We start from the raw sequence: 18,463 nt of genomic DNA on the forward strand, positions 1-18,463 counted from the left end.
AGCCGACCCACAGGGGGTCGGCTTTGGCTGATTGCTGCGACGTTGCGCGCGTAAGATGCGGCCTACAGAATATACTGGCTCAGGTCCTGGTCGTCGCGCACGTCTTGCAGATGCTCTTCCACATAAGTCTTGTTTACCACCACCTGCGCGCCGGGCATCTCTGGAGCGTCAAACGATATGTCGGCCAGAATTTTTTCCATGATGGTGTAAAGCCGCCGCGCGCCGATATTTTCCGTGCGGGCATTGGTGTCTTCGGCAAAGGCCGCGATTTCTTCCAGACCGTCATCCGTAAAGCTCAGGCGAATCTGCTCTGTGGCCAGCAGGGCTTCGTACTGCTTGGTCAGGGCGTTGTCCGGCTCTTTGAGGATGCGCAAAAACTCTTCCTTGCCCAGGGGCTGCAGCTCCACCCGCAGGGGAAAGCGCCCCTGAAGCTCGGGTATCATGTCCGACGGTTTGCTGAAATGGAACGCGCCCGCCGCGATAAACAGGATGTGGTCGGTGCGGATCATGCCGTACTTGGTGTTGACCGAGCTGCCTTCCACAATGGGCAGCAGGTCGCGCTGCACGCCCTCGCGCGATATGTCGGAGGTACGGTTTTGCGACGAGCTGGCGATCTTGTCGATTTCGTCAATAAAGATGATGCCCGTCTGCTCCACACGCTCGCGGGCCTTGTCCACCAGGGCATCCTGGTCCACCAGCCTGCCCGATTCTTCCTGCACCAGCACGGCAAAGGCGTTGCGTACCTTCATTTTGCGGCGGCTGTGCGTGGGCGGAAAGGCCTTGCTGAACATGTCCTTGACCTGGCCGCCCATCTGCTCCATGCCGGGGATGGCAAAAAGATCAACGCTGCCTCCGCCCTGCTCGGTCACTTCCACTTCCACTTCGCGGTCGTCCAAAAAACCCAGGCGAAACTGCTGCAACAGCTTTTCGCGCGTGGAGGTTCGTTCGTCCGAGCCAAACGAGCTGGGCAAGAGCAGATCCATCAGGCGCGATTCCGCAGCGGCCTCGGCAGCCTTGCGCACGCGGGCGTTTTCCTCATCTCGCATAAGGTTGATGCCGATTTCCATGAGGTCGCGCACCATGGATTCCACATCGCGTCCCACATAGCCCACCTCGGTAAACTTGGTGGCCTCCACCTTTACAAAGGGCGCACCCGAAAGCTTTGCCAGACGGCGGGCGATTTCGGTTTTGCCCACGCCCGTGGGCCCCATCATGATGATGTTCTTGGGTGAAACCTCGTCGCGCAGCTCCGGCGCCAGGCGCTGCCGCCGCCAGCGGTTGCGCACCGCAACGGCCACCATGCGCTTGGCCTGCTCCTGTCCCACCACAAATTTATCAAGTTCGGCAACGATGCCGCGAGGTGTCAAAGTGCTCATCAATCGCTCCTGCTGAAAACATATTCTTATTAAATATAGGCACTGCCGCCCATATGGCAATGGACGAAGCGCCGTTTTGTCCATAGGCAGCCTGCCCCGCACGGCTCACCAGCTCTGCGGCAAAATCGCTGCCAGCGCGGCGACGTCATCACAGTTGCTCTTGCGAAGAATTTTGGCCAACGATACACTGAATTAATGCTGGGCAAAATTATTTCCGCATTTTTTAATAATAATAATCATTGACAATAAAGCCTTGATGCCACAGAATCCAAGAACCCTGAAACAATAAGGAGTTCCCTATGAATACAGTTACATTTAAAGGCAATGTCATGCATCTTGAAGGTTCCCAGCCTGCCGTCGGCGGCAAGGCCCCCGATTTTACGCTGACCGCCAACGATATGAGCCCCCGCAGCCTCAAAGATTACGCTGGCAAGGTGCTGGTGCTGGTGTGCGTTCCGTCGCTTGATACTCCGGTGTGCGATATGGAAGTGCGCCGCTTCAACACCGAGGCCGCCGCTCAGTCAGACAAAGTGCGCATTGTGGCTGTCAGCCGCGACCTGCCCTTTGCACAGGCCCGCTGGTGCGGAGCAGCTGGCGTAACCGCCGTTGAAACTCTTTCGGACTACCGCACCGCCGCCTTTGGCAAAACCTACGGCGTCCTGATCAAGGAGCTGGACCTGCTGGCCCGCTCCATATTCGTGGTCGGCCCCGACGGCACGCTGGCTTACAGCCAGCTGGTAAATGAAGTTACCCACGAGCCCGACTACGCAGCCGCCCTTGAGGCCGTGAAAAAGCTCGCCTAGCAGCACCCTGGCTGTACGCAAAACCGCCTTCCCCGTAAAACCGGAGAAGGCGGTTTTTTGCATTCTCATTGCAGTCAGCGCACAAGGTGCGGTTATCCGCGTCTGCGCTCTCTCGTCTGCGCAGCCACAAGGCTCAGCCCAAACCAGCAGCAGGCCACAAGTATGATCGTAGCGCCGCTTGCCGTGGCCAGCCACTCCTGCGCCGACAGCGCAAGCCCCGCAAAGGCTGACGATGTGCCCACCAAAAGCGCCCACCAGAACATGCCCCCGGCCGAACAGGCAAGGTTGCGGGCGGTGGCGGCAGGCACGATCAGCATGGCGGTAACCAGCAGCACGCCCACCGCCCATACCGAAAACATCACCACCAGTGCCAGCAGACCCGCAAACGCATACTGCCACAGGGCCACCCGCACGCCGTGAACCCGCGCCATGACAGGGTTAAGGGCAATGTACAGCAACCTGTTGTAGCCAAAAGCCTGAAACACCAGCAGGGCCGCAAACAGCAACGCCAAAAAACCGATCTCGCCGTCGGTGATGGTGAGGATATCGCCGTAAAGAAAGCGCTGCATATCCCTGCCGATGCCCTCGGCTCGGCTCACCACGGCAAGGCCAAAGGCCACCACGGCGGAAAAAACAATGCCGATGACCGTGTCGGACGAAAGATCGCTTTTGCGGCGCACTGCCATGATGCCCAGCCCCACCAGAATGCCAAAAAGGGGCATGGACAGACGGGGCGGCACAGCCAGTATCAGGCCAAGGGCAACACCGGCAAAGGCCGAATGCCCGATGGCATCTGAAAAAAAGGCCATACGAAAATTGATGACCTCCACTCCGAGCACCGAGGCCATGGGGGCCAGCAGCAGCAAACCCAGCAAAGCCTGCTGCATAAAACGCATCTGCAGACAATCGAGCGGGATCATGGCAATCAGCGAGTAGACAGGGCTGAGATCAAGCACGGGGGGCTCCCTGACTTGGCGTCTTTGCACCGCTGCGGGCGGCCTGACGGGCGGCCTGGCGTCGCGCGATGGCCGAATAATTGGGCAGCAGCCCCTCGGCTTCGCTTACAGCGCCGCACTGCGGGCAGCCGGGGTCTTCGGGATCGCACTGGTCGGGGTACAGATGAATGGGCACGCCAAAAAGCTCCATCAGGGTTGACGAAATGAGCGTGGCGCGGGGTGCGCCCATGGCGCACACGGTCTTGTTGAGACAGATGACATGGGTGGCATAGTGCGCCACCAGCGGCAGATTGTGGCTGACCATAATCTGCGTAAAACCGCGCTCGCGGCGGGCTGCATCAAGCATTTCCCAAAACAGCCTTTCTCCGCGTATGTCAACGCCTGCCGCCGGTTCATCAAGCACCAGCAGCTCAGGATCACGCCCCAGCGCGGCCGCCAGCAGCACCCTGCGCAACTCGCCGCCCGAGAGGTCGCCCATGCGGCTCTGCTCGAGATGCTCGGCCTTGACCATTTGCAAAAGCCTGCGCCCTTCTGCCCGTGCAAAGGGGCGCAGGCCCAACCAGAGTGGCTGTTGCTGGCAGCTTAACGCCATAAATTCGCTCACGCGCAGGGGCAGGCTGCGGTCCATGCTCAAAAGCTGCGGCACATAGGCCATGCGCGGTTGCCGTCTCGCGCCAGCAAACTGGATGCCCCCCGTGTACGCAAGCTCGCCGATAAGACAAAGCAGCAGCGTGGTCTTGCCTGCCCCGTTGGGGCCCACAATAACCGTGCTGCCGCCCGCTGGCGCGGTGGCGCAGATGCCTTCAAGGATATGGTTGCCCCCCCGGCTGAGGCATACATTCTCAAAGCAGACCGAGGGGGCAAGCATTGTGTTGTTATTTGGCAAAAGACTTCTCAAGAATCGTGCAGTTTTTCGTCATTACCGTCTCATAATAATCAAGCGGGGCGTTGGTCGGCCCGGAAGCCAGAGGGTCAAGCTGCACGGCGGGCACGCCCGTCTCCGCGGCAAGGGCCCTCACGGGCTTGTCTGAATACTGCGGTTCGCCGATAAGCACAACAGGCTTTGATTCTTTGGTTTTTTTTACCAGTTCAAGCAGACGGGCCGCAGAGGGCTGGGCTTCTTCGTCTTCCTGAATAACGTCCACGAGGTTCAGCCCGGCATCACGCACGAGGTAGGCCATGCCGTCGTGCAGGGCCACCACGTTTTTGTTGGCGGCATTGGCGCCCACAGCTGCCATGCGCTGGGCAAGGGTCTCAAGCCTGGCGGCATAGGCCTCCGCCGCTTCGGGGCAGTTTTTGGCGGCGACAGGCTCGGCCGCAGCAAGGCCGCGTCCTATGTTGCGAACCATGGCAGCAGCCTGCAGCGGGCTGGAAAAAATGTGCGGATTCGCGCCGCCATGCTCGTGCCCATGCTCGTGCGCTGCTTCATGCCCCTTGTCGTGCGGCTCATGCCCCTTTGCCGCCGCTGCGGCATGGTCAGCCTCGTGGGCTTTGTCCGTACCGGCGTGCCCGGCGTCGTGGTCGTCGTCCTGGTCTTCAGCAATGGGGGTGATGCCCGCGCTGCTGTCAATAACCTTAATCTTGCCAGCCGATGCCAGCGGTTTTTCCAAAAAAGCTTCAAGCCCCAACCCGTTGATAACCACAATGCGGGCCTTCGAAAGCTTTTGCATGTCCTTGGGCGTCAGGGCGTAGTCGTGCGGGCAGCCGGTCTGGGCCGGTATGAGCAGGTCAACCTGCACATCGGGGCTCGACTGGGCGACGGCGCGGGTAAGCAGATATACAGGGTAGGTGGTGGCAAGAACGCGCACCTTTGGTTCCGCTGCTGCAGCGCCGGTAACCGCAAACATGGTCGCCAGAAGCGCGCCTGCCAGCATAAGGCCATATTGTTTGCCCTTGACGGACAATACAGAAAGACATTTGCACATAGCATTGACTCCTGTTTATGAAGTGCTCTGCTCCAATAAGACCCGTCTGTGGGCATGTCAAGGGCGCAAATTTAAGAGCGGCAACAATCTGTCAGCGTGCCGGAATCCAGTGTTTAATAAAGCTGCCGTCTTCAATTTCAAAAAAAGCCTGCATGAGTTCCTCATCAGTATTCATGACGATGGGGCCGCCCCAGGCCACAGGCTCGCGCAGCGGCGCACCCGAAACAAGCACAAAACGGCATTGCGCATCGCCGCCCTCAAAGGCGACGGCATCCCCCCCGCCCAGCAGGTAGGCATGACGGGCCAGCACCGGCGTTTTGCCATCCAGCAAAAAGCAGTCGCCGTCATAGACATAGGCAAACACCGTGTGCGCGGGGTCGGTATCCACCTGCCAGCGCGCGCCCGGTTTGAGGCATACATCAAGAAAGCGCACATCCACATAATCGCCCTGCGCAGCGCCCCGCGTATCTTTGTATGAACCCGCCACCACCGCCACCGAGGCGTCTGCCTCCTCCACGCGTACAACCAGGTCCGTGGTGATGTCGCGGTACTTGGGGTCAACCATCTTGTGCGCTGCGGGCAGGTTGATCCACAGCTGCAGGCCAAGCATGCGCGGCGAGGCCAGCGGCATCTCCTGATGCAGAATGCCGCTGCCTGCGGTCATCCACTGACAGCCGCCATCGCGGATGACGCCAGCATTGCCCAGGCTGTCCTTGTGCTCGATGGCGCCGTTGACCAGATAGGTGAAGGTCTCAATGCCCCGGTGCGGATGGGTGGGAAAGCCCTTGATGTAGTCGTCGGGATTTGTCGAATCAAAGGCGTCAAGCATAAGAAAAGGGTCAAAGGTCTTGACCGTGGGCGATCCCAGCACGCGCACAAGGCGTACGCCCGCGCCGTCAACTGTCTGCCGTCCGATGACGTCCTGAACTATGGTCCGTAAACCCATGTGGACCTCCCGGCAGGCGGTGGCCGCAGCTGACCTGCCCTCGACCGTGCTTGATTTTTTTACCCTGCCCAGTATGGTTGCCGCCTTGGCGGGCAGGCACTGGCACAGGGCGGCCCTTTTAAGGAGAAAACGTGCAAAAAATACTTTTCAGCCTCATGCTATTTGCGCTCTGTGCGGCGCTGGCCCCTGCGGCGTTGCGGGCCGCACCCGACGCGCCCCAAGCTGCAAGCCCCCCGCAACAGCAAGAGAACGCCCCGCAAAACCCGCCAGCTGCAAGCGCCCCGCATTCACTGCCGCCGCTGCGCCAGCTTGTAACCTCGCCCTTTGGCAACCGGCGCATGCCCGGCTGGCTCAGCAGTCGCGGCGCGGTCATACGCGACCATGCGGGCATTGATATCCGCGCCAGAATGGGCTGGCCCGTCACAGCCTTCAAACCCGGCAAGGTAATACGCGCCGGGGACAACGGCCCGCTGGGCATCTCTGTCGACATCCGGCAGGACGACGGCATGACGGCCCGCTACGGCCATCTGTCAAAAACCCTGGCAAACGCAGGGCAACGTGTTGATGCTGGCGAACCGGTGGGCCTTGTGGGCTGCACCGGCAGGACCACTGGGGCCCATCTGCATTTTGGCCTGCTGGATGCCGCGGGCAAGGCCGTTGACCCCATGCCGTTTTTGCAGACAGCCGACCAAGTGTTGCGCCCCGACCCGGCCGACATCCCCCTGGTACTGGAAGCCCAGTCTTGCGGGCCGGTGCTGCGCGGCCCCGATGGCCACCCCACGCGCATGGGTGATGTGCTGAAAAACCTCGATAATTACACGCCCCCGCCCATTCCATCCTGGAACGAACGCCCCGGCGCGCAGTAACTCAGCCAGCGCTGTGCCGCCGCTTGCGGGTCTGGCCTGTCTTTTTTTTCGACGCTGGCCACAGGGCCGCTACCAGCACAATCTGCCCGACCACAAGTACGGGGTCACGGTCAAAAAGCCCGGCGCAAACCACCAGCGCCGCGCCGATCAGGGCGGCTGCGCGACTTGGGCGGTACACGCCCGCAACCTGCAAAACCGCGCCAAACCCCAGCAACGCAGCAAACAGCAAGGCTGGGAGCGTTTGTCCGGCAAGCTGCAGCGTGACCGGCGGTGCGGACAACACCTCCGCCCGCGCCGCGGCAGCCAGAACAAAAACCGTCAACGTCGCGCCTATTCCCAGACCAGCGCGCACCACTCGCCGTCGATAACCCGGCGGGGTTTGGGCAGGCATTGGGCCATGTAGGCTTCTTCAACGCTGTCGGCCTGGATCTCGAGCAGGCCCGAAAGCACCAGGCACGCACCGGGCTTGCAGGCCCACACAATGCGCGGGGCCAGGTCGATGAGCGGCCGCGCCAGAATGTTTGCCAGCACCAGATCATAGGTGCGGCCTTCGAGCGCATCAATGCTGCCAAGGCCGACCTCAAACCCGTCGATGCCGTTTATGCCCCGGTTTTCAATGGCATTTTCCACTGCCAGCATGTCAATGTCGTAGCCCTCGCCGGTCAGGCCGCTCTTGCAGCAGGCAATGCCCAGCACGCCCGAGCCAGTGCCAAGGTCAAGAAAATGCTGCCCGGCTTTGACGCGCCCGGCGTCAACCAGATCGCTCAGCACAGTGAGGCACAGGGCCGTGGTGGCATGGTGGCCCGTGCCAAAGGCGCTCTTGGGCTCGATAATAATTTTTTCCCGTCCAGGAAAATCAGGGCTGTCGGCCAGCCAGGGCGGCAGCACCACAAACCGCTTGCCGCAGGGCACCGGGGTAAAAAACTGCCGCCAGGCGGCCAGCCAATCCTGGTTTTCAATGGCGGTCAGCGAGTACTCCGCAGCGGGAATACGGGCCTGCAGGTCGCTTTGCAGGTTGTTGATAAATTCGGGGTTTTCGCAATGCACGCGAAAGCGGGTTTCGCCCGTGGGCAGGGTTTCTTCTTCCCAGCCAAAAGGCACGCCCAGAGTCAACAGGCCGGTGGCGCGGTCAGCGTCTTCTTCGGCCACTACCATTTCCAAACGAAAAATCTGCTTCATAATCCTCTCGCTCAGTGTTTGCGGCGGGGCCACTGGCACACCTGCCGACCTAGCCACAATGCCAGACTTCCCTTGCCGGGTCGAGTCCCTTACGGCAACAAGAAAAGCCGCGCAAAACATACTTAATTGATAAGGATTGCCATGCCGCGCAAATGCGGGTATGGTGCATGACTTATCAATGCCTTTGTATTCCCCATTGCAAGGAACATCCATGTCTGATCCTCAGTGTCCGCCCCAGGCCTCACAGGAATCCGGGCCGCAGATTTCTGCGGTGCACGCCGCAGAGCTTGCAAGCCTGCTTGACCGCATCCGCACCGATTTTGAGGTGGAGTTTGAACCGCTGCACGTGGACGAAAACCCCCTGCAGGTGCTCTCCATACAGAACATGAGCGCGCATCTGGACAAGCTGCTGCAGCGCAAGGCCATACATGATCCGCTCAAGGATCTGCCCCTGTGGGCAAAGCTGTGGCCCGGCTCGTTTGTTTTGGGCCGCCTGCTGCGCAAGTACGAGCCGCAGGGCAAAAGCCTGCTTGAGCTTGGCGCGGGCTGCGGCGCGCTCAGCCTTGTGGCCGCGCGCTACGGGTTTGCGCGGGTGGTGTTGAGCGACGTGGTGGAGCAGGCCCTGCGCTTTGCACGGGCCAACGTGCTGCGCAACGGTCTGGGCGACCAGATCGAGGTCACCCACGTGGATGTGACCGCGCCGGGGCGCGACCCCCGTTTTGCGGGCGGCTTTGACATCATCGCCGCCTCCGAGATTCTCTACCTCGACGACCTGCACCGGCCCCTGGTCAAGTTTGTGGACCGCCACCTGGCCCCCGGCGGCAAGGCCTTTTTCTGCACCGACGTGGCCCGCGCCAAGCCCCATTTTGGCAAGCTCGCGGCCAAGACCTTCAAGATTACCGAAGGTCGCATCGGCGTTAAATCACAGGACGAAAACGGCGAGGAACAGCGCCGCCTGTACAGCATTTTGATTTTGGAGCGGCCATGAACGAGCAGTTGCCCCGCATAACCCTTGCCCCCTGCCCCAAGGGCTACACACGCGACCTCGACAAGACCATGACCCCCGCGCAAACCATTGCGCGCGTGCGCGAGCGGCTTGATTCGTCGCGGCTTGATATTTTGTCCAAAACACGCCGCGTAGATGTGGGGCGGCTGGGCATACCGGTTTTTTTGAGCGTATGCGGGGCTGATGCCCGGCGCATCATGCCCACCCGCAAGCAGATGGGCAAAGGCTCCTCTGCCGAACAGGCCGAGGCCTCGGCGCTCATGGAACTGATGGAACGCTTTGCCTTTTTCAGTTTTTGGGAGCAGCGCCCCCACATGGTCAGCGCCACATGGAGCGAGGCCGAGGCCCGCTTTGGCAGCGACCTGCTGCCCCTCGAGGCCATGCTGCGCTCGGTGGACGACAACCTGTCGCCGCAAAACGCGCGGCGCGTGCTTGACCTGACAAGCTGGCAGTTTTACCCCGCCACCCGTCTGCTCGACGGCAAGACCGTGTGGCTGCCGCTCGACTGGTTCAAACTGCTGGGTGAATTTAACGGAACCTCTGCAGGCAACAGCCGCGAGGAATCGCTGCTGCAGGGTCTGAGCGAACTCATCGAGCGCCACGTCTGCTGCCGCGTTGACCGCAACCAGCCCACCACGCCCACCATCGACCCGGCATCCTGCTCGTCCGACCCGGTGCTGGCCGGGCTGCTTGCCGCCTTTGAGCGCGAGGGCGTGCGCATGGTGCTCAAGGACTTTTCGCAGGGCATGCCCCTGCCCACGGTCGCCGCCGTGGCCTGGGATCCCAAGACGTTTCCCCATTCGTCTGAAATCGTCTATACGGCGGGCACTGCGGCCTCACCGGCCAAGGCGGCCATCCGCGCCGTCACCGAGGTGGCGCAGCTGGCCGGCGATTTTTGCACCCGCGCCTGCTACGAGGCCTCCGGCCTTTCCAAGTACACGGAGCTCGCGCAGATCGACTGGCTTATCGAAGGTCCCACCGTTGCGCTCTCAAGCCTGCCCTCGGTTGAAAACGCGGATATTTGCGAAGAGCTGCTCACCGCCCTGCGCGGCCTTGCCCCGTTGGAACTCTACGCGGTTGAGACCACGCACCCGCGCCTGGGCATACCCACGCACTACAGTATTGTGCCCGGTCTGCAGTTTCGCGAGCGCGACCGCAACCAGAGCCTGGGGCTCTTTGTGGGCCGCAAACTGGTGGAAGAAGCAGACGCGCAAACAGTGCTGCACGGCTTGAAAGTGCTTGCGGACTGCTACCCCGACGCGCACTTTTTGCCATTTTTTGAAGGCATGCTGGCCTTGCGGGCAGAAGATTTCGACACGGCGCGCAGCGCCTTTGCCGCTGCGGTTCCCCTGCAACCCGATGCGGATTCCAAGGCGCTGGCCGCCTTTTATCTTGGCTATACCGACACGCTGCAGTGCCGCTGGCAGGAGGCCCTGCCCGCACTGGCCGCCGCAGCCGGGCTGTGCCCCGACATGAAGGAATACGGCAATCTGCTCGGCGTGGCCCACTTCAAGACGGGCGACTACGCCAAGGCCGCCGAGGCCTTCAGGGCGGTGCTGCGTGTGGACAAGGGCTCGGCCATGGATCTGGCCAACCTTGGTCTGTGCGAAAAATTCATGGGCAATGCCGAGCAGGCGCGCGAATACCTGAGCGCCGCGCTGGAGCTGGACGCAAGCCTGGACTTTGCCCGCACTCATCTGGCCGAGCTGGGAGATTAGGCAGGGCATCCGCCCCTCCCGCATGGGGCAGGGCGCATACCGGGCCCTGGGCTAAGGTTGGCGGCCTGCAAGGCATGGCTGCCGCGCCCCGTTTTTGCGCACCAAATGCATCCGCGCCGGAATTTTGATGCTCGCGTACACACGTACAGCGCATTCAAATTCCGGCGTTTTATTGTGCCGCGTAAAGCGCGCCACGACCCACTCAAGCAACACAAATCTGCAATTATTGAATAAATACAAATTTTGCTTCAGCATGGCTCTGCGGTTATACTTATGGACGGCCAGAAAAAAATGACGCTCACCCCGCATGGGGAACGTCAGGGGCGGCAACGCTCCGCCGAAAGGGGAGAAATGTAGTGAGCTTTGCAGTCAAAGAGATTTTTTATACGTTGCAAGGGGAAGGCTTTCACGCTGGCCGCCCTGCCGTATTTTGCCGTTTTTCCGGTTGCAACCTGTGGTCGGGGCGGGAGGAAGACCGCCAATTTGCCAAATGCCGGTTTTGCGATACAGACTTTGTCGGGGCTGACGCATCGGGCGGAACATTTGAAAACGCCTCGCAGCTGGCCCGTGTGATCTGTTCCTTTTTTCCCAGTTTTACGCATGCGGGCTATCGGCCTTACGTGATCCTTACAGGCGGGGAGCCAGCCCTGCAGGTTACGGACGAGCTGGTGCGGGAGCTGACCCGCCACGGCGCGCAAGTTGGTATGGAAACCAATGGCACGCTGGCGCTGCCTGACGGGCTGGACTGGGTCACCGTCAGCCCCAAGGCCGGGACCAAACTGGTTGTTGCCTCCGGCAACGAGCTAAAGCTTGTCTGGCCGCAAGAGGGCATCGCGTTGCAGGACTTCGAGCAGCTTGACTTCGACCATTTTTTTCTGCAGCCGTGCGACGATGCCGGTCAAATGCAGGCAACACAAGACGCTGTCAGAATCTGCCTTGACCGCCCCATGTGGAAGCTCAGCCTTCAGACGCATAAGTTTATTGGAATTCGGTAGGAGACAATATGGATATTTTCGTTTCTATGACGTTTGACGCTGCGCACCGGTTACCCAAGGTTCCGGCAGGGCACAAATGCGGCAATTTGCATGGGCATACTTTTGCTGTTGAGGTGTATGTTCAGGGCGATGTGTCCGAGTCCAACGGATGGGTCGTGGATTTTGGCGACATCAAGGCGATTGCCAAGCCGTACATTGATCAGCTGGACCATACGTATCTGAATGACATTGAGGGGCTTGAAAATCCGACCAGCGAAAATATCGCTATCTGGATTTGGGGCAAGCTTGAGTCCCAGATCAGGGGTCTTTCAAAAATAGTGGTCAAGGAAAGCCCCACGTCTGGCGCTGTGTACACCGGCAGGTAACGGAAAATACAGACAAAATTTAAGGGATGCGGTGCAGAGCCTGTCAGGCTGATTTACGCAAACCCGGCTTTTACGGCCTGGAGGCATGATCGCCGGGCTTTTGTTGCTCGCATACTCGAGCGTCCTACGCGCAAAATTCCGGCGATTCCTTTTAAGACCACCAACAGCGTATGCGGCGTCTGGTTAAAGCGGAATCAGAGTCGAAGCGGAAGCGTATTCTGGCATTTACGCGGCGCGTAGGGAAATCGCCTGAGTGAGCGCAGCGAGGGAAGGAAGCCCCGCAGCAAAAGACGCGTTGCCCTCGCACCTGGCGAAAATGGAAAGGCCCTCTGAGGGGTGCAGACCATTTCAATGATCGGGGTTTTTTGCGTGTGGGGAATAAACTTTGAAAGAGGAATAAAAATGGTTCTCACCAAAGATGGGGCATAGCGTCCCCGGCCTGAAACTAGCAGCCCCACATGTTCCTGCCTTTCCAGCCCACTAAATATATAAAAATCATAATGATGCGTCGGCAGTGCTCTTGTTCGGCCTCAAGCTTAGGGAATGAGAGTTGGCATTGGTTGAAGATGCGCGCTCAATAGGAGATAGCCCCCGGTCAGCATGCGATGACCGGGGGCTGCGCTATGGCTTGTAAATTATGTAAAAATGAATATCTTCATTGCCATGCATAAGCCGTAACGTACGTTTATACAAGAGATTTAGCCTATTGCCGTCACCGGTGTTTTTTGTTTATTCGGGCAGCACAAGCGGTTTTTCTCTGGTTTCGTATTTTTGAGCCTGCTGGAGAACTTCGACAAAGTAGTGCTGGCAGTTGTGAACTACAGCGTTGTAGGTCGGGGGCACGAAATTTTGATTGAGGGCGGTATCCATCTGATTTTTTTCTCTTTCATGAGCGACATCGAGCCTTGCCTTGTCGATGTATTCCTTGCGATATTTAGGGGCTTCGACTTGATATCTTTTTAAGTCTTCTACGGATTCAGAAAATTCGCCGGAACCGGTCAGGCCAAAATTGCTGCCTTCGTTGCCTACAAAGTGCATATGGTCATAGTGTAAGTTGAAGAGCATAACTTTTCTACCGTACATTTTTTTGCCTATATCGTCTGGAAGTCCGAGTTCTCTCACCCCCATGCGATAGTAGGGAACAGCCGCATCTGGGTCTGGCGAATACGGTTGCAAGGTAGAGTGGTCGCTGAGCGTGCTTTTTTACCACGTCAGCAATGCTGGCTGGGTACATGCGCTCCTCCAGCGGAGCATTTTGCGAAACAGGCATGGGGGCCTCAAGCGCAGTCTGCGGTTTGTGCGAGGGTATGGTTGCTGCCTTTGCAGAGCCTTTAAAAGTGAATTGCCCATTGCTCAAACGCGGCTGGTCTGAAACGTCGGGCCCCATGTTTCTGGCATTAAAGTTGTTCCCTGACATGTCTCCTCCTTAAAGGGTTTGGGGGAGATATAGCAGGGGCGGACGTTTTTGTAAGACTGAAACGTTTCAGTAGTTTTTTGTCCTTTTCAGTTTGATAAATAATGGTGTTTTATGGTAAGAAAAAATATATTTTTCAGATAGTTATGGAATATTACTGAAGCCACGGCAGGGCATAAACGCTGAATTTTTTGCAAATCACGACAAAAAATGTTTTATTTTTTTGCCAAAATTTGAGCATGCCGGCGCAACGCACATAAACAGCTATTGAAGGTTTACATGACATCCCCAACAAGCGCGGAAATAAAAGCAAAAGTTGTGGGCCTAGTGCGAGAACACTGGCCTAATATTATTATCTTGATCTTTACTTGGTTCGGTGGATTGGTCGATGACGACTATATGGGGCATGTGGTACAGGCCGTTGGGGCGGCTGGAGCTATTGCGCTGTTGTCAATTTTTAATTTGCAAAAAAATATATGGATTTATATCTCAGGTATGGCTTTATGTTTCATAGGTGCTGCCGAAATAATAGACACTCAGCATATCGCTGAGATGATGGGCCTTGGATGGTTGTCCCCATGGTCTATCATCGTAATAACAATTGCAGTTCAGGGCTCTATTGCTTCGTTTATCTGCTTGCTGTTCTTGTATATATTCTTCTTTAGGTCGCAGATTAGCGCCGCAATGCTGGTCAAGGTCCCAATTTGTATGTTATTTCTGCTCGCGGCCCTAGGGCCAACCTTTATGGAGTTTTGGATGATTCTGGCCTTAATCGTCTTCGGGCCAAGATAGTCGCGCATTCTGGCTCAAACTGATTGTAGTTGTGCGCTAGTGAATGAGTAGCCGCCAAGCAGCGGGGTTTACATGACATCCCTAACAAGCGCGCAAATAAAACAAAATTTTTTGTTTAGTGCGGCCGTATTGGCCTATCATCATTCTAATTATTATAATAGTAGCGGCTTGGAAAGGTGGAGTTATGGGCCTAGTTGTTCAGGCCGGGACGCTTGCCCCCTGTCTTTGGTGTAGAGCCGGAACCGCTTCATAAAATTTCACAAGCAAAACCCCCGACCATCTTTTGGTATGACCCCCATCAGGTAGACAAAGCAAAAGCCCCACTAATCCCACAAAACCCTGGTCATCACCACGCAGTCAGCCACCATACCGGGTTCAAACTGCTTTCCCTCGCCATTGCTGATGGTAACGCGCACGGGCACATACAGTTGCGGGCTGGAGGCGGTTTCCTTTGCATCCTTGCTGCCCGCAGTTGCATTGGGCGGCAAAGGCTGCGGTTCAAGACGGTCGTAGATGCGCCCCTCAAGCTTGATGCTGTTTTGCAGGCTGATGGCGCACTTTTGCCCCGGTTTGAGCGCGTTGGCGTCATCCTGGGTAAAATAGGCCACAATCCAGAACGATTTTTGCGCTTCCGCGCCCTCGGGCAAGAGCAAAACGACAGGCTCGCCGCGTTGCACGCTTTGCCCCGGCATGGCAAGACCGCGCAGGATGCGTCCGTCCTGCGGGGCGTACAGGTTGCCGTCCACCGCCTGCTGCGGGGCGGCGTTTGCCAGCGCGCCCAAGGCTCCCGCGACATACTGCGGCGCGTAGCGGTTGCGCGAGGCCATCTGCTTGTAGCGCAGGGTTTCCTCGCGCACGCGGGCAAGCTCCTGATCTATGGCGGCCCGCACAAGGCTTGCCTGCTCAAACTCCACTATGGCCCGCTCCTTGGCCTGCCGGGTGTGAGCCTCGGCCTGTCTGGCAGCGGTATAGCGCGATGCGCCGACGGCGCGCTCGCCGCCCTGACTGTCGAGCGAGCGCAAGGCCAGCTGGGCGCGCACATGCTCCGCCACGCGATCTTCACGGTTTTTTTGCTTGCGGTCTTCCTCATGCCGGGCAAGGGCTATGCGGCGCACCATATCCTGCTCGGCATCCTGCGCCTGTTTTACGCGGGCGGCGGTTTCATCCATGCCGGGAGGCCCCGCCATGACGCGCAGGTTGGCTCCCTCGCGCCCAGCGGCGGCGAGCTGCCGCGCGTAGTTGCTCGCATCAAGCCGGGCAACTACCTGTCCCTTTTTGACGCGGTCGCCCTCGCGCACCATCACAGACTCCACCCGGGCGGGAAATTCGGAAGAAACCGTATACACCATACCGTCAAGCATGGCCCATGTGCTGCTTATCCTGCCTGCCTCAAGCCACCACCAGCCCCCGGCTATCAGGGCGGCGATCACCCACAAGGGCAGCAGACGCACCAGCAGACGGCCATGCTTTTTCAGCGGGGCCTCTGGCATTTGCAAATACATCGGTTCAGGCATGGCAAGTCCTGTTGGTTGGAGCATTTTCATGACATTATCATAAAAACATGCAGATACTGTACCATCCTAACCGCAATGCCCTTTACAAGCCGAACGCAGACGCTTACAAAGTCTGCATTCACGGAGAGCGCGGCTGCCTGCCGTCAAAACTCCGCCAGGGGAGTTGACACACATCATGGTTTTATCGCGAATCTGCGCCCTGCTCTGTCTGGGCTGCCTGCTTGCTGGCTGCGGCACTACCCGCCCTGTCGTCGTGGTGGAAAAAGACGAATTTATGAAAATGGCGCATAACATGCCCAAAGAGCTGCAGGCTCGCGACCTGCTGGACAAGGACGGCTCGTACACGGCCCCCATGTCCTTCAAGGGTCTGAAAGATTATGGCGACATTCTGTTCGCCCGCCTCTCGCCCGAATTTATGCTGCAAAACGACGCAGCGCACGATGTGTATCTTGGGGCCACGTTTTCGGCCACCATCCTGCCCGACAGCCGCGTGCAGCACTTCCCCAACGGTTTCAACATAAACCATGCCACGCAGATAGTTAAAGTCAAGATGATCGGCATCGCGGACTGGAACGGGGACGGACAGGACGAATGGATAGTTTCGTGCTATGTGGAACCCAAGCGCGGCGGCCGCACCCGCATCTATTATGTGCTTGTGCCCCCGCCACTCAACAACGAAGAAAAGCTCAAGGGCACCGTGGCTGCCGTGTATGAATGCTTTGGCCTTTCGTGCACCCTGTACGTGCGCGACAGCAAGGTTATTCAGCGCGACTCCGCCGACCCCCTCGCACCGCCCACAGAAGTGCATGACGTTGTACCCGGCCTGCAACCCGTGACTACGCCGCCGAGCAAAAATCCGTCCAAGAGCGGCGGGCTGGAAGAACGCAGCCTGTAAGGCCGCGTTGCGCAACGGCCTGCTGCCAGCCCCATATTGCAAAAGGCTGCCGGTCTGATTGACCGGCAGCCTTTTTGCGTAAAGACGCATCAATCACCTACGCGCCAGTTCGGCATGCCTGCAGGCTGCGCCCTGCAACTGACCTGAAAAAAGCCCACATACCAGGCATACGACGCAGATGCAGCTGTAGACATGGCAGCCGCATCCGGCGCGGCGCGGCCTTATCGGCTTGCGGACGGGCCCAGCCGTCAAATTTCAGCCGCCGGGCGATTCCCTCACCACTGGCTCAGCGCCGCGCACCCCCCTCGACAGTACGACACTGCCGCTACATGATTGGTCGCAACCATCACTGCAACACGCATCGCCCCCAAAGCCGTACTGAGGCGGCAGCCACGCGCGATTGTCGCCGATAAACAGAAAAACGCCCGGCGCATAGGCCCGCAGCTTAGGCCTGCGCACAGGCCCGGAGCACAGGCATGGAGCATAGACCTGGGGCGTTGCAGCGTCCGTGTTTGCGCACGCCGCAAAAAACCCCGCCGGAGCAGGGGTTCGACTCCTGAGAGTCTGCTTCCCTGCCCCGGCGGGGCAAAGTCATATCAAGGCAAGCTAAAGCTTATTTGAAAGCCTTTTCAAAGTTGGGCACAACCTGCTTTTTGCGGCTCATGACGCCGGGCAGCCACACGGACTTGCCTTTGGGCTTCACGCCAAAAGCCTTTTCCACCACGGAAGGATCGTCGGAAACGATCAGCATTTCAGAGCCTTCCTTCATGATGTCGGTAAGCAGCAGGAACACGCTGTGACGGCCTTCGCCCTTCACGCGGGCGATTTCGGCCTGCAGGCCAGCCTTGACGGGTTCCAGAATGGAAAGGTCGACCACTTCCAGCTGGCCGATGCCAACCTTCTTGCCGCCCATGTCAAAGTCCTTGTAGTCGCGGAAGACCAGGTCCTTCATGGAGGTGCCTTCAACGGCGCTCTTGACCTTGAACATTTCCATGCCCAGAGTCATCACGTCGCTCACGCCGGCGATTTTGGCCAGTTCTTCAACGGCCTTCTTGTCGGCGGGGGTGCAGGTGGGCGACTTGAAGATAACGGTGTCGGAGAGAATGGCGCACAGCATGCCGCCAGCGATGCCCTTGGGAATTTCCACGCCGTAGAAGTCAAACATGTTCTTCAGCACGGTGCAGGTGCAGCCCACGGGCCAGATCCAGGCTTCGAGGGGCGCGGAGGTGGTCACATCACCAAGCTTGTGATGATCAGCGATGCCGAGCACACAGGCGGAGTCCATTCCCTTGGGGGCCTGAGCCAGATCGGAATAGTCCACCAGGTACAGATTCTTGCCAGCCACGTCGGCAACAACCTGAGGAGCGGTAAGACCGAACTTCTTGAGCACGAATTCGGTTTCAGGAGTGGGCGCGCCCTGAGCGGCAGGGGTAACGTCCAAACCGCGCTTGCTGTACAGGTCGGCGGCGGCAATGGCAGAAATGATGCTGTCGGTATCGGGATTCATGTGACCAATAACTAATGCGGACATGACAGTCTCTCCTTCCGGGATTGTTCGGGTATGCGGTTCAGTGCGACCGCTTTGTTCTCTTTAGCACAAAGTCATGCTCATGCCAAGGTCTTCTCGCAAAAAAACCCGACACAGATAATCTATCGTTTGGATATGGATATGTAACATTATAAAATTAAATAATATTTTTTAGGTCGTGAATT

General features: G+C 58.5%; 18 protein-coding genes. 8 read left to right on the forward strand and 10 right to left on the reverse strand.

Annotation, left to right across the window (positions count from 1 at the left end; translation table 11 throughout):
• Positions 1 to 62 precede the first annotated feature (62 nt).
• On the reverse strand, positions 63 to 1,376 hold the full coding sequence (hslU, locus tag DDIC_RS08450) for an ATP-dependent protease ATPase subunit HslU (protein ID WP_136400032.1): 1,314 nt from the start codon (positions 1,374 to 1,376) through the stop codon (positions 63 to 65).
• A 299-nt stretch (positions 1,377 to 1,675) separates the two neighbouring features.
• Here hslU and tpx point away from each other — a divergent pair, with 299 nt between their 5' ends.
• Positions 1,676 to 2,179: a thiol peroxidase gene (gene tpx, locus DDIC_RS08455; protein ID WP_136400033.1), complete on the forward strand. Its 504-nt coding sequence runs from the start codon at positions 1,676 to 1,678 to the stop codon at positions 2,177 to 2,179.
• Positions 2,180 to 2,271: 92 nt separating this feature from the next.
• Here tpx and DDIC_RS08460 read toward each other — a convergent pair whose 3' ends face one another.
• From DDIC_RS08460 to DDIC_RS08475, 4 genes are all read right to left on the reverse strand, one after another.
• Entirely contained in the window at positions 2,272 to 3,135 is an 864-nt protein-coding gene (locus tag DDIC_RS08460; RefSeq protein ID WP_136400034.1) for a metal ABC transporter permease, read from the reverse strand.
• Positions 3,128 to 4,021: a metal ABC transporter ATP-binding protein gene (locus tag DDIC_RS08465; protein WP_247647429.1), complete on the reverse strand. Its 894-nt coding sequence runs from the start codon at positions 4,019 to 4,021 to the stop codon at positions 3,128 to 3,130. The genes DDIC_RS08460 and DDIC_RS08465 overlap by 8 nt, the downstream gene beginning before the upstream one ends.
• Positions 4,011 to 5,060: a metal ABC transporter substrate-binding protein gene (locus tag DDIC_RS08470; protein ID WP_136400035.1), complete on the reverse strand. Its 1,050-nt coding sequence runs from the start codon at positions 5,058 to 5,060 to the stop codon at positions 4,011 to 4,013. Before DDIC_RS08470 ends, DDIC_RS08465 begins: the two co-directional genes overlap by 11 nt.
• 91 nt (positions 5,061 to 5,151) lie before the next feature.
• Positions 5,152 to 6,006, reverse strand: coding sequence for a pirin family protein (locus DDIC_RS08475; protein WP_136400036.1), 855 nt, complete (start codon positions 6,004 to 6,006; stop codon positions 5,152 to 5,154).
• A 131-nt stretch (positions 6,007 to 6,137) separates the two neighbouring features.
• On the opposite strand from DDIC_RS08475, the gene DDIC_RS08480 reads away from it, so the two are divergent.
• The gene (locus tag DDIC_RS08480) at positions 6,138 to 6,872 is read left to right on the forward strand and encodes a M23 family metallopeptidase (RefSeq protein WP_247647430.1); all 735 of its coding nucleotides are present in this window, start codon (positions 6,138 to 6,140) and stop codon (positions 6,870 to 6,872) included.
• A 1-nt stretch (position 6,873) separates the two neighbouring features.
• On the opposite strand, the gene DDIC_RS08485 is transcribed toward DDIC_RS08480, so the two are convergent.
• Positions 6,874 to 7,194 (reverse strand): hypothetical protein, encoded by a 321-nt coding sequence (locus DDIC_RS08485; protein ID WP_136400037.1) that lies wholly within the window; start codon positions 7,192 to 7,194, stop codon positions 6,874 to 6,876.
• A gap of 8 nt (positions 7,195 to 7,202) precedes the next feature.
• Positions 7,203 to 8,051: a 50S ribosomal protein L11 methyltransferase gene (locus DDIC_RS08490; RefSeq protein WP_136400038.1), complete on the reverse strand. Its 849-nt coding sequence runs from the start codon at positions 8,049 to 8,051 to the stop codon at positions 7,203 to 7,205.
• A gap of 211 nt (positions 8,052 to 8,262) precedes the next feature.
• On the opposite strand from DDIC_RS08490, the gene DDIC_RS08495 reads away from it, so the two are divergent.
• The 4 genes from DDIC_RS08495 (at position 8,263) to queD (ending at position 12,135) form a co-directional block, all read left to right on the forward strand.
• On the forward strand, positions 8,263 to 9,039 hold the full coding sequence (locus tag DDIC_RS08495; RefSeq protein WP_136400039.1) for a class I SAM-dependent methyltransferase: 777 nt from the start codon (positions 8,263 to 8,265) through the stop codon (positions 9,037 to 9,039).
• Entirely contained in the window at positions 9,036 to 10,775 is a 1,740-nt protein-coding gene (locus tag DDIC_RS08500; RefSeq protein ID WP_136400040.1) for a YcaO-like family protein, read from the forward strand. Before DDIC_RS08495 ends, DDIC_RS08500 begins: the two co-directional genes overlap by 4 nt.
• Before the next feature lie 356 nt (positions 10,776 to 11,131).
• A complete protein-coding gene (queE, locus tag DDIC_RS08505; RefSeq protein ID WP_136400041.1) occupies positions 11,132 to 11,770 on the forward strand; it encodes a 7-carboxy-7-deazaguanine synthase in 639 nt (212 codons plus the stop codon).
• Positions 11,771 to 11,778: 8 nt separating this feature from the next.
• Positions 11,779 to 12,135: a 6-carboxytetrahydropterin synthase QueD gene (queD, locus tag DDIC_RS08510; RefSeq protein ID WP_136400042.1), complete on the forward strand. Its 357-nt coding sequence runs from the start codon at positions 11,779 to 11,781 to the stop codon at positions 12,133 to 12,135.
• Positions 12,136 to 12,864: 729 nt separating this feature from the next.
• Here queD and DDIC_RS08515 read toward each other — a convergent pair.
• Positions 12,865 to 13,218, reverse strand: a complete 354-nt coding sequence (locus tag DDIC_RS08515) for a hypothetical protein (RefSeq protein WP_136400043.1) — start codon at positions 13,216 to 13,218, stop codon at positions 12,865 to 12,867.
• A 610-nt stretch (positions 13,219 to 13,828) separates the two neighbouring features.
• On the opposite strand from DDIC_RS08515, the gene DDIC_RS08520 reads away from it, so the two are divergent.
• Positions 13,829 to 14,341, forward strand: a complete 513-nt coding sequence (locus DDIC_RS08520; protein WP_136400044.1) for a hypothetical protein — start codon at positions 13,829 to 13,831, stop codon at positions 14,339 to 14,341.
• 323 nt (positions 14,342 to 14,664) lie between these two features.
• Here DDIC_RS08520 and DDIC_RS08525 read toward each other — a convergent pair whose 3' ends face one another.
• Positions 14,665 to 15,855 (reverse strand): HlyD family secretion protein, encoded by a 1,191-nt coding sequence (locus DDIC_RS08525; RefSeq protein WP_168732508.1) that lies wholly within the window; start codon positions 15,853 to 15,855, stop codon positions 14,665 to 14,667.
• Between the two features lie 175 nt (positions 15,856 to 16,030).
• On the opposite strand from DDIC_RS08525, the gene DDIC_RS08530 reads away from it, so the two are divergent.
• Positions 16,031 to 16,750 carry a hypothetical protein gene (locus DDIC_RS08530; RefSeq protein ID WP_136400046.1) on the forward strand — a complete coding sequence of 240 codons (720 nt, stop codon included), beginning with the start codon at positions 16,031 to 16,033 and terminating at the stop codon, positions 16,748 to 16,750.
• Between the two features lie 613 nt (positions 16,751 to 17,363).
• On the opposite strand, the gene DDIC_RS08535 is transcribed toward DDIC_RS08530, so the two are convergent.
• Positions 17,364 to 18,281, reverse strand: a complete 918-nt coding sequence (locus DDIC_RS08535; RefSeq protein ID WP_136400047.1) for a manganese-dependent inorganic pyrophosphatase — start codon at positions 18,279 to 18,281, stop codon at positions 17,364 to 17,366.
• Between the last annotated feature and the right edge of the window lie 182 nt (positions 18,282 to 18,463).

The organism is Desulfovibrio desulfuricans (assembly GCF_004801255.1).
GTDB lineage: Bacteria > Desulfobacterota > Desulfovibrionia > Desulfovibrionales > Desulfovibrionaceae > Desulfovibrio > Desulfovibrio desulfuricans_C.

Bases quoted from the DNA above. Each gene is read 5' to 3' on its own strand.
- hslU (WP_136400032.1), bottom strand. From the start codon at position 1,376: ATGAGCACTTTGACACCTCGCGGCATCGTTGCCGAACTTGATAAATTT.
- DDIC_RS08475 (WP_136400036.1), bottom strand. From the start codon at position 6,006: ATGGGTTTACGGACCATAGTTCAGGACGTCATCGGACGGCAGACAGTT.
- DDIC_RS08515 (WP_136400043.1), bottom strand. From the start codon at position 13,218: ATGTACGGTAGAAAAGTTATGCTCTTCAACTTACACTATGACCATATG.
- DDIC_RS08500 (WP_136400040.1), top strand. From the start codon at position 9,036: ATGAACGAGCAGTTGCCCCGCATAACCCTTGCCCCCTGCCCCAAGGGC.
- DDIC_RS08470 (WP_136400035.1), bottom strand. From the start codon at position 5,060: ATGTGCAAATGTCTTTCTGTATTGTCCGTCAAGGGCAAACAATATGGC.
- DDIC_RS08535 (WP_136400047.1), bottom strand. From the start codon at position 18,281: ATGTCCGCATTAGTTATTGGTCACATGAATCCCGATACCGACAGCATC.
- DDIC_RS08530 (WP_136400046.1), top strand. From the start codon at position 16,031: ATGGTTTTATCGCGAATCTGCGCCCTGCTCTGTCTGGGCTGCCTGCTT.
- DDIC_RS08490 (WP_136400038.1), bottom strand. From the start codon at position 8,051: ATGAAGCAGATTTTTCGTTTGGAAATGGTAGTGGCCGAAGAAGACGCT.
- DDIC_RS08495 (WP_136400039.1), top strand. From the start codon at position 8,263: ATGTCTGATCCTCAGTGTCCGCCCCAGGCCTCACAGGAATCCGGGCCG.
- queD (WP_136400042.1), top strand. From the start codon at position 11,779: ATGGATATTTTCGTTTCTATGACGTTTGACGCTGCGCACCGGTTACCC.
- DDIC_RS08520 (WP_136400044.1), top strand. From the start codon at position 13,829: ATGACATCCCCAACAAGCGCGGAAATAAAAGCAAAAGTTGTGGGCCTA.
- tpx (WP_136400033.1), top strand. From the start codon at position 1,676: ATGAATACAGTTACATTTAAAGGCAATGTCATGCATCTTGAAGGTTCC.
- DDIC_RS08525 (WP_168732508.1), bottom strand. From the start codon at position 15,855: ATGCCTGAACCGATGTATTTGCAAATGCCAGAGGCCCCGCTGAAAAAG.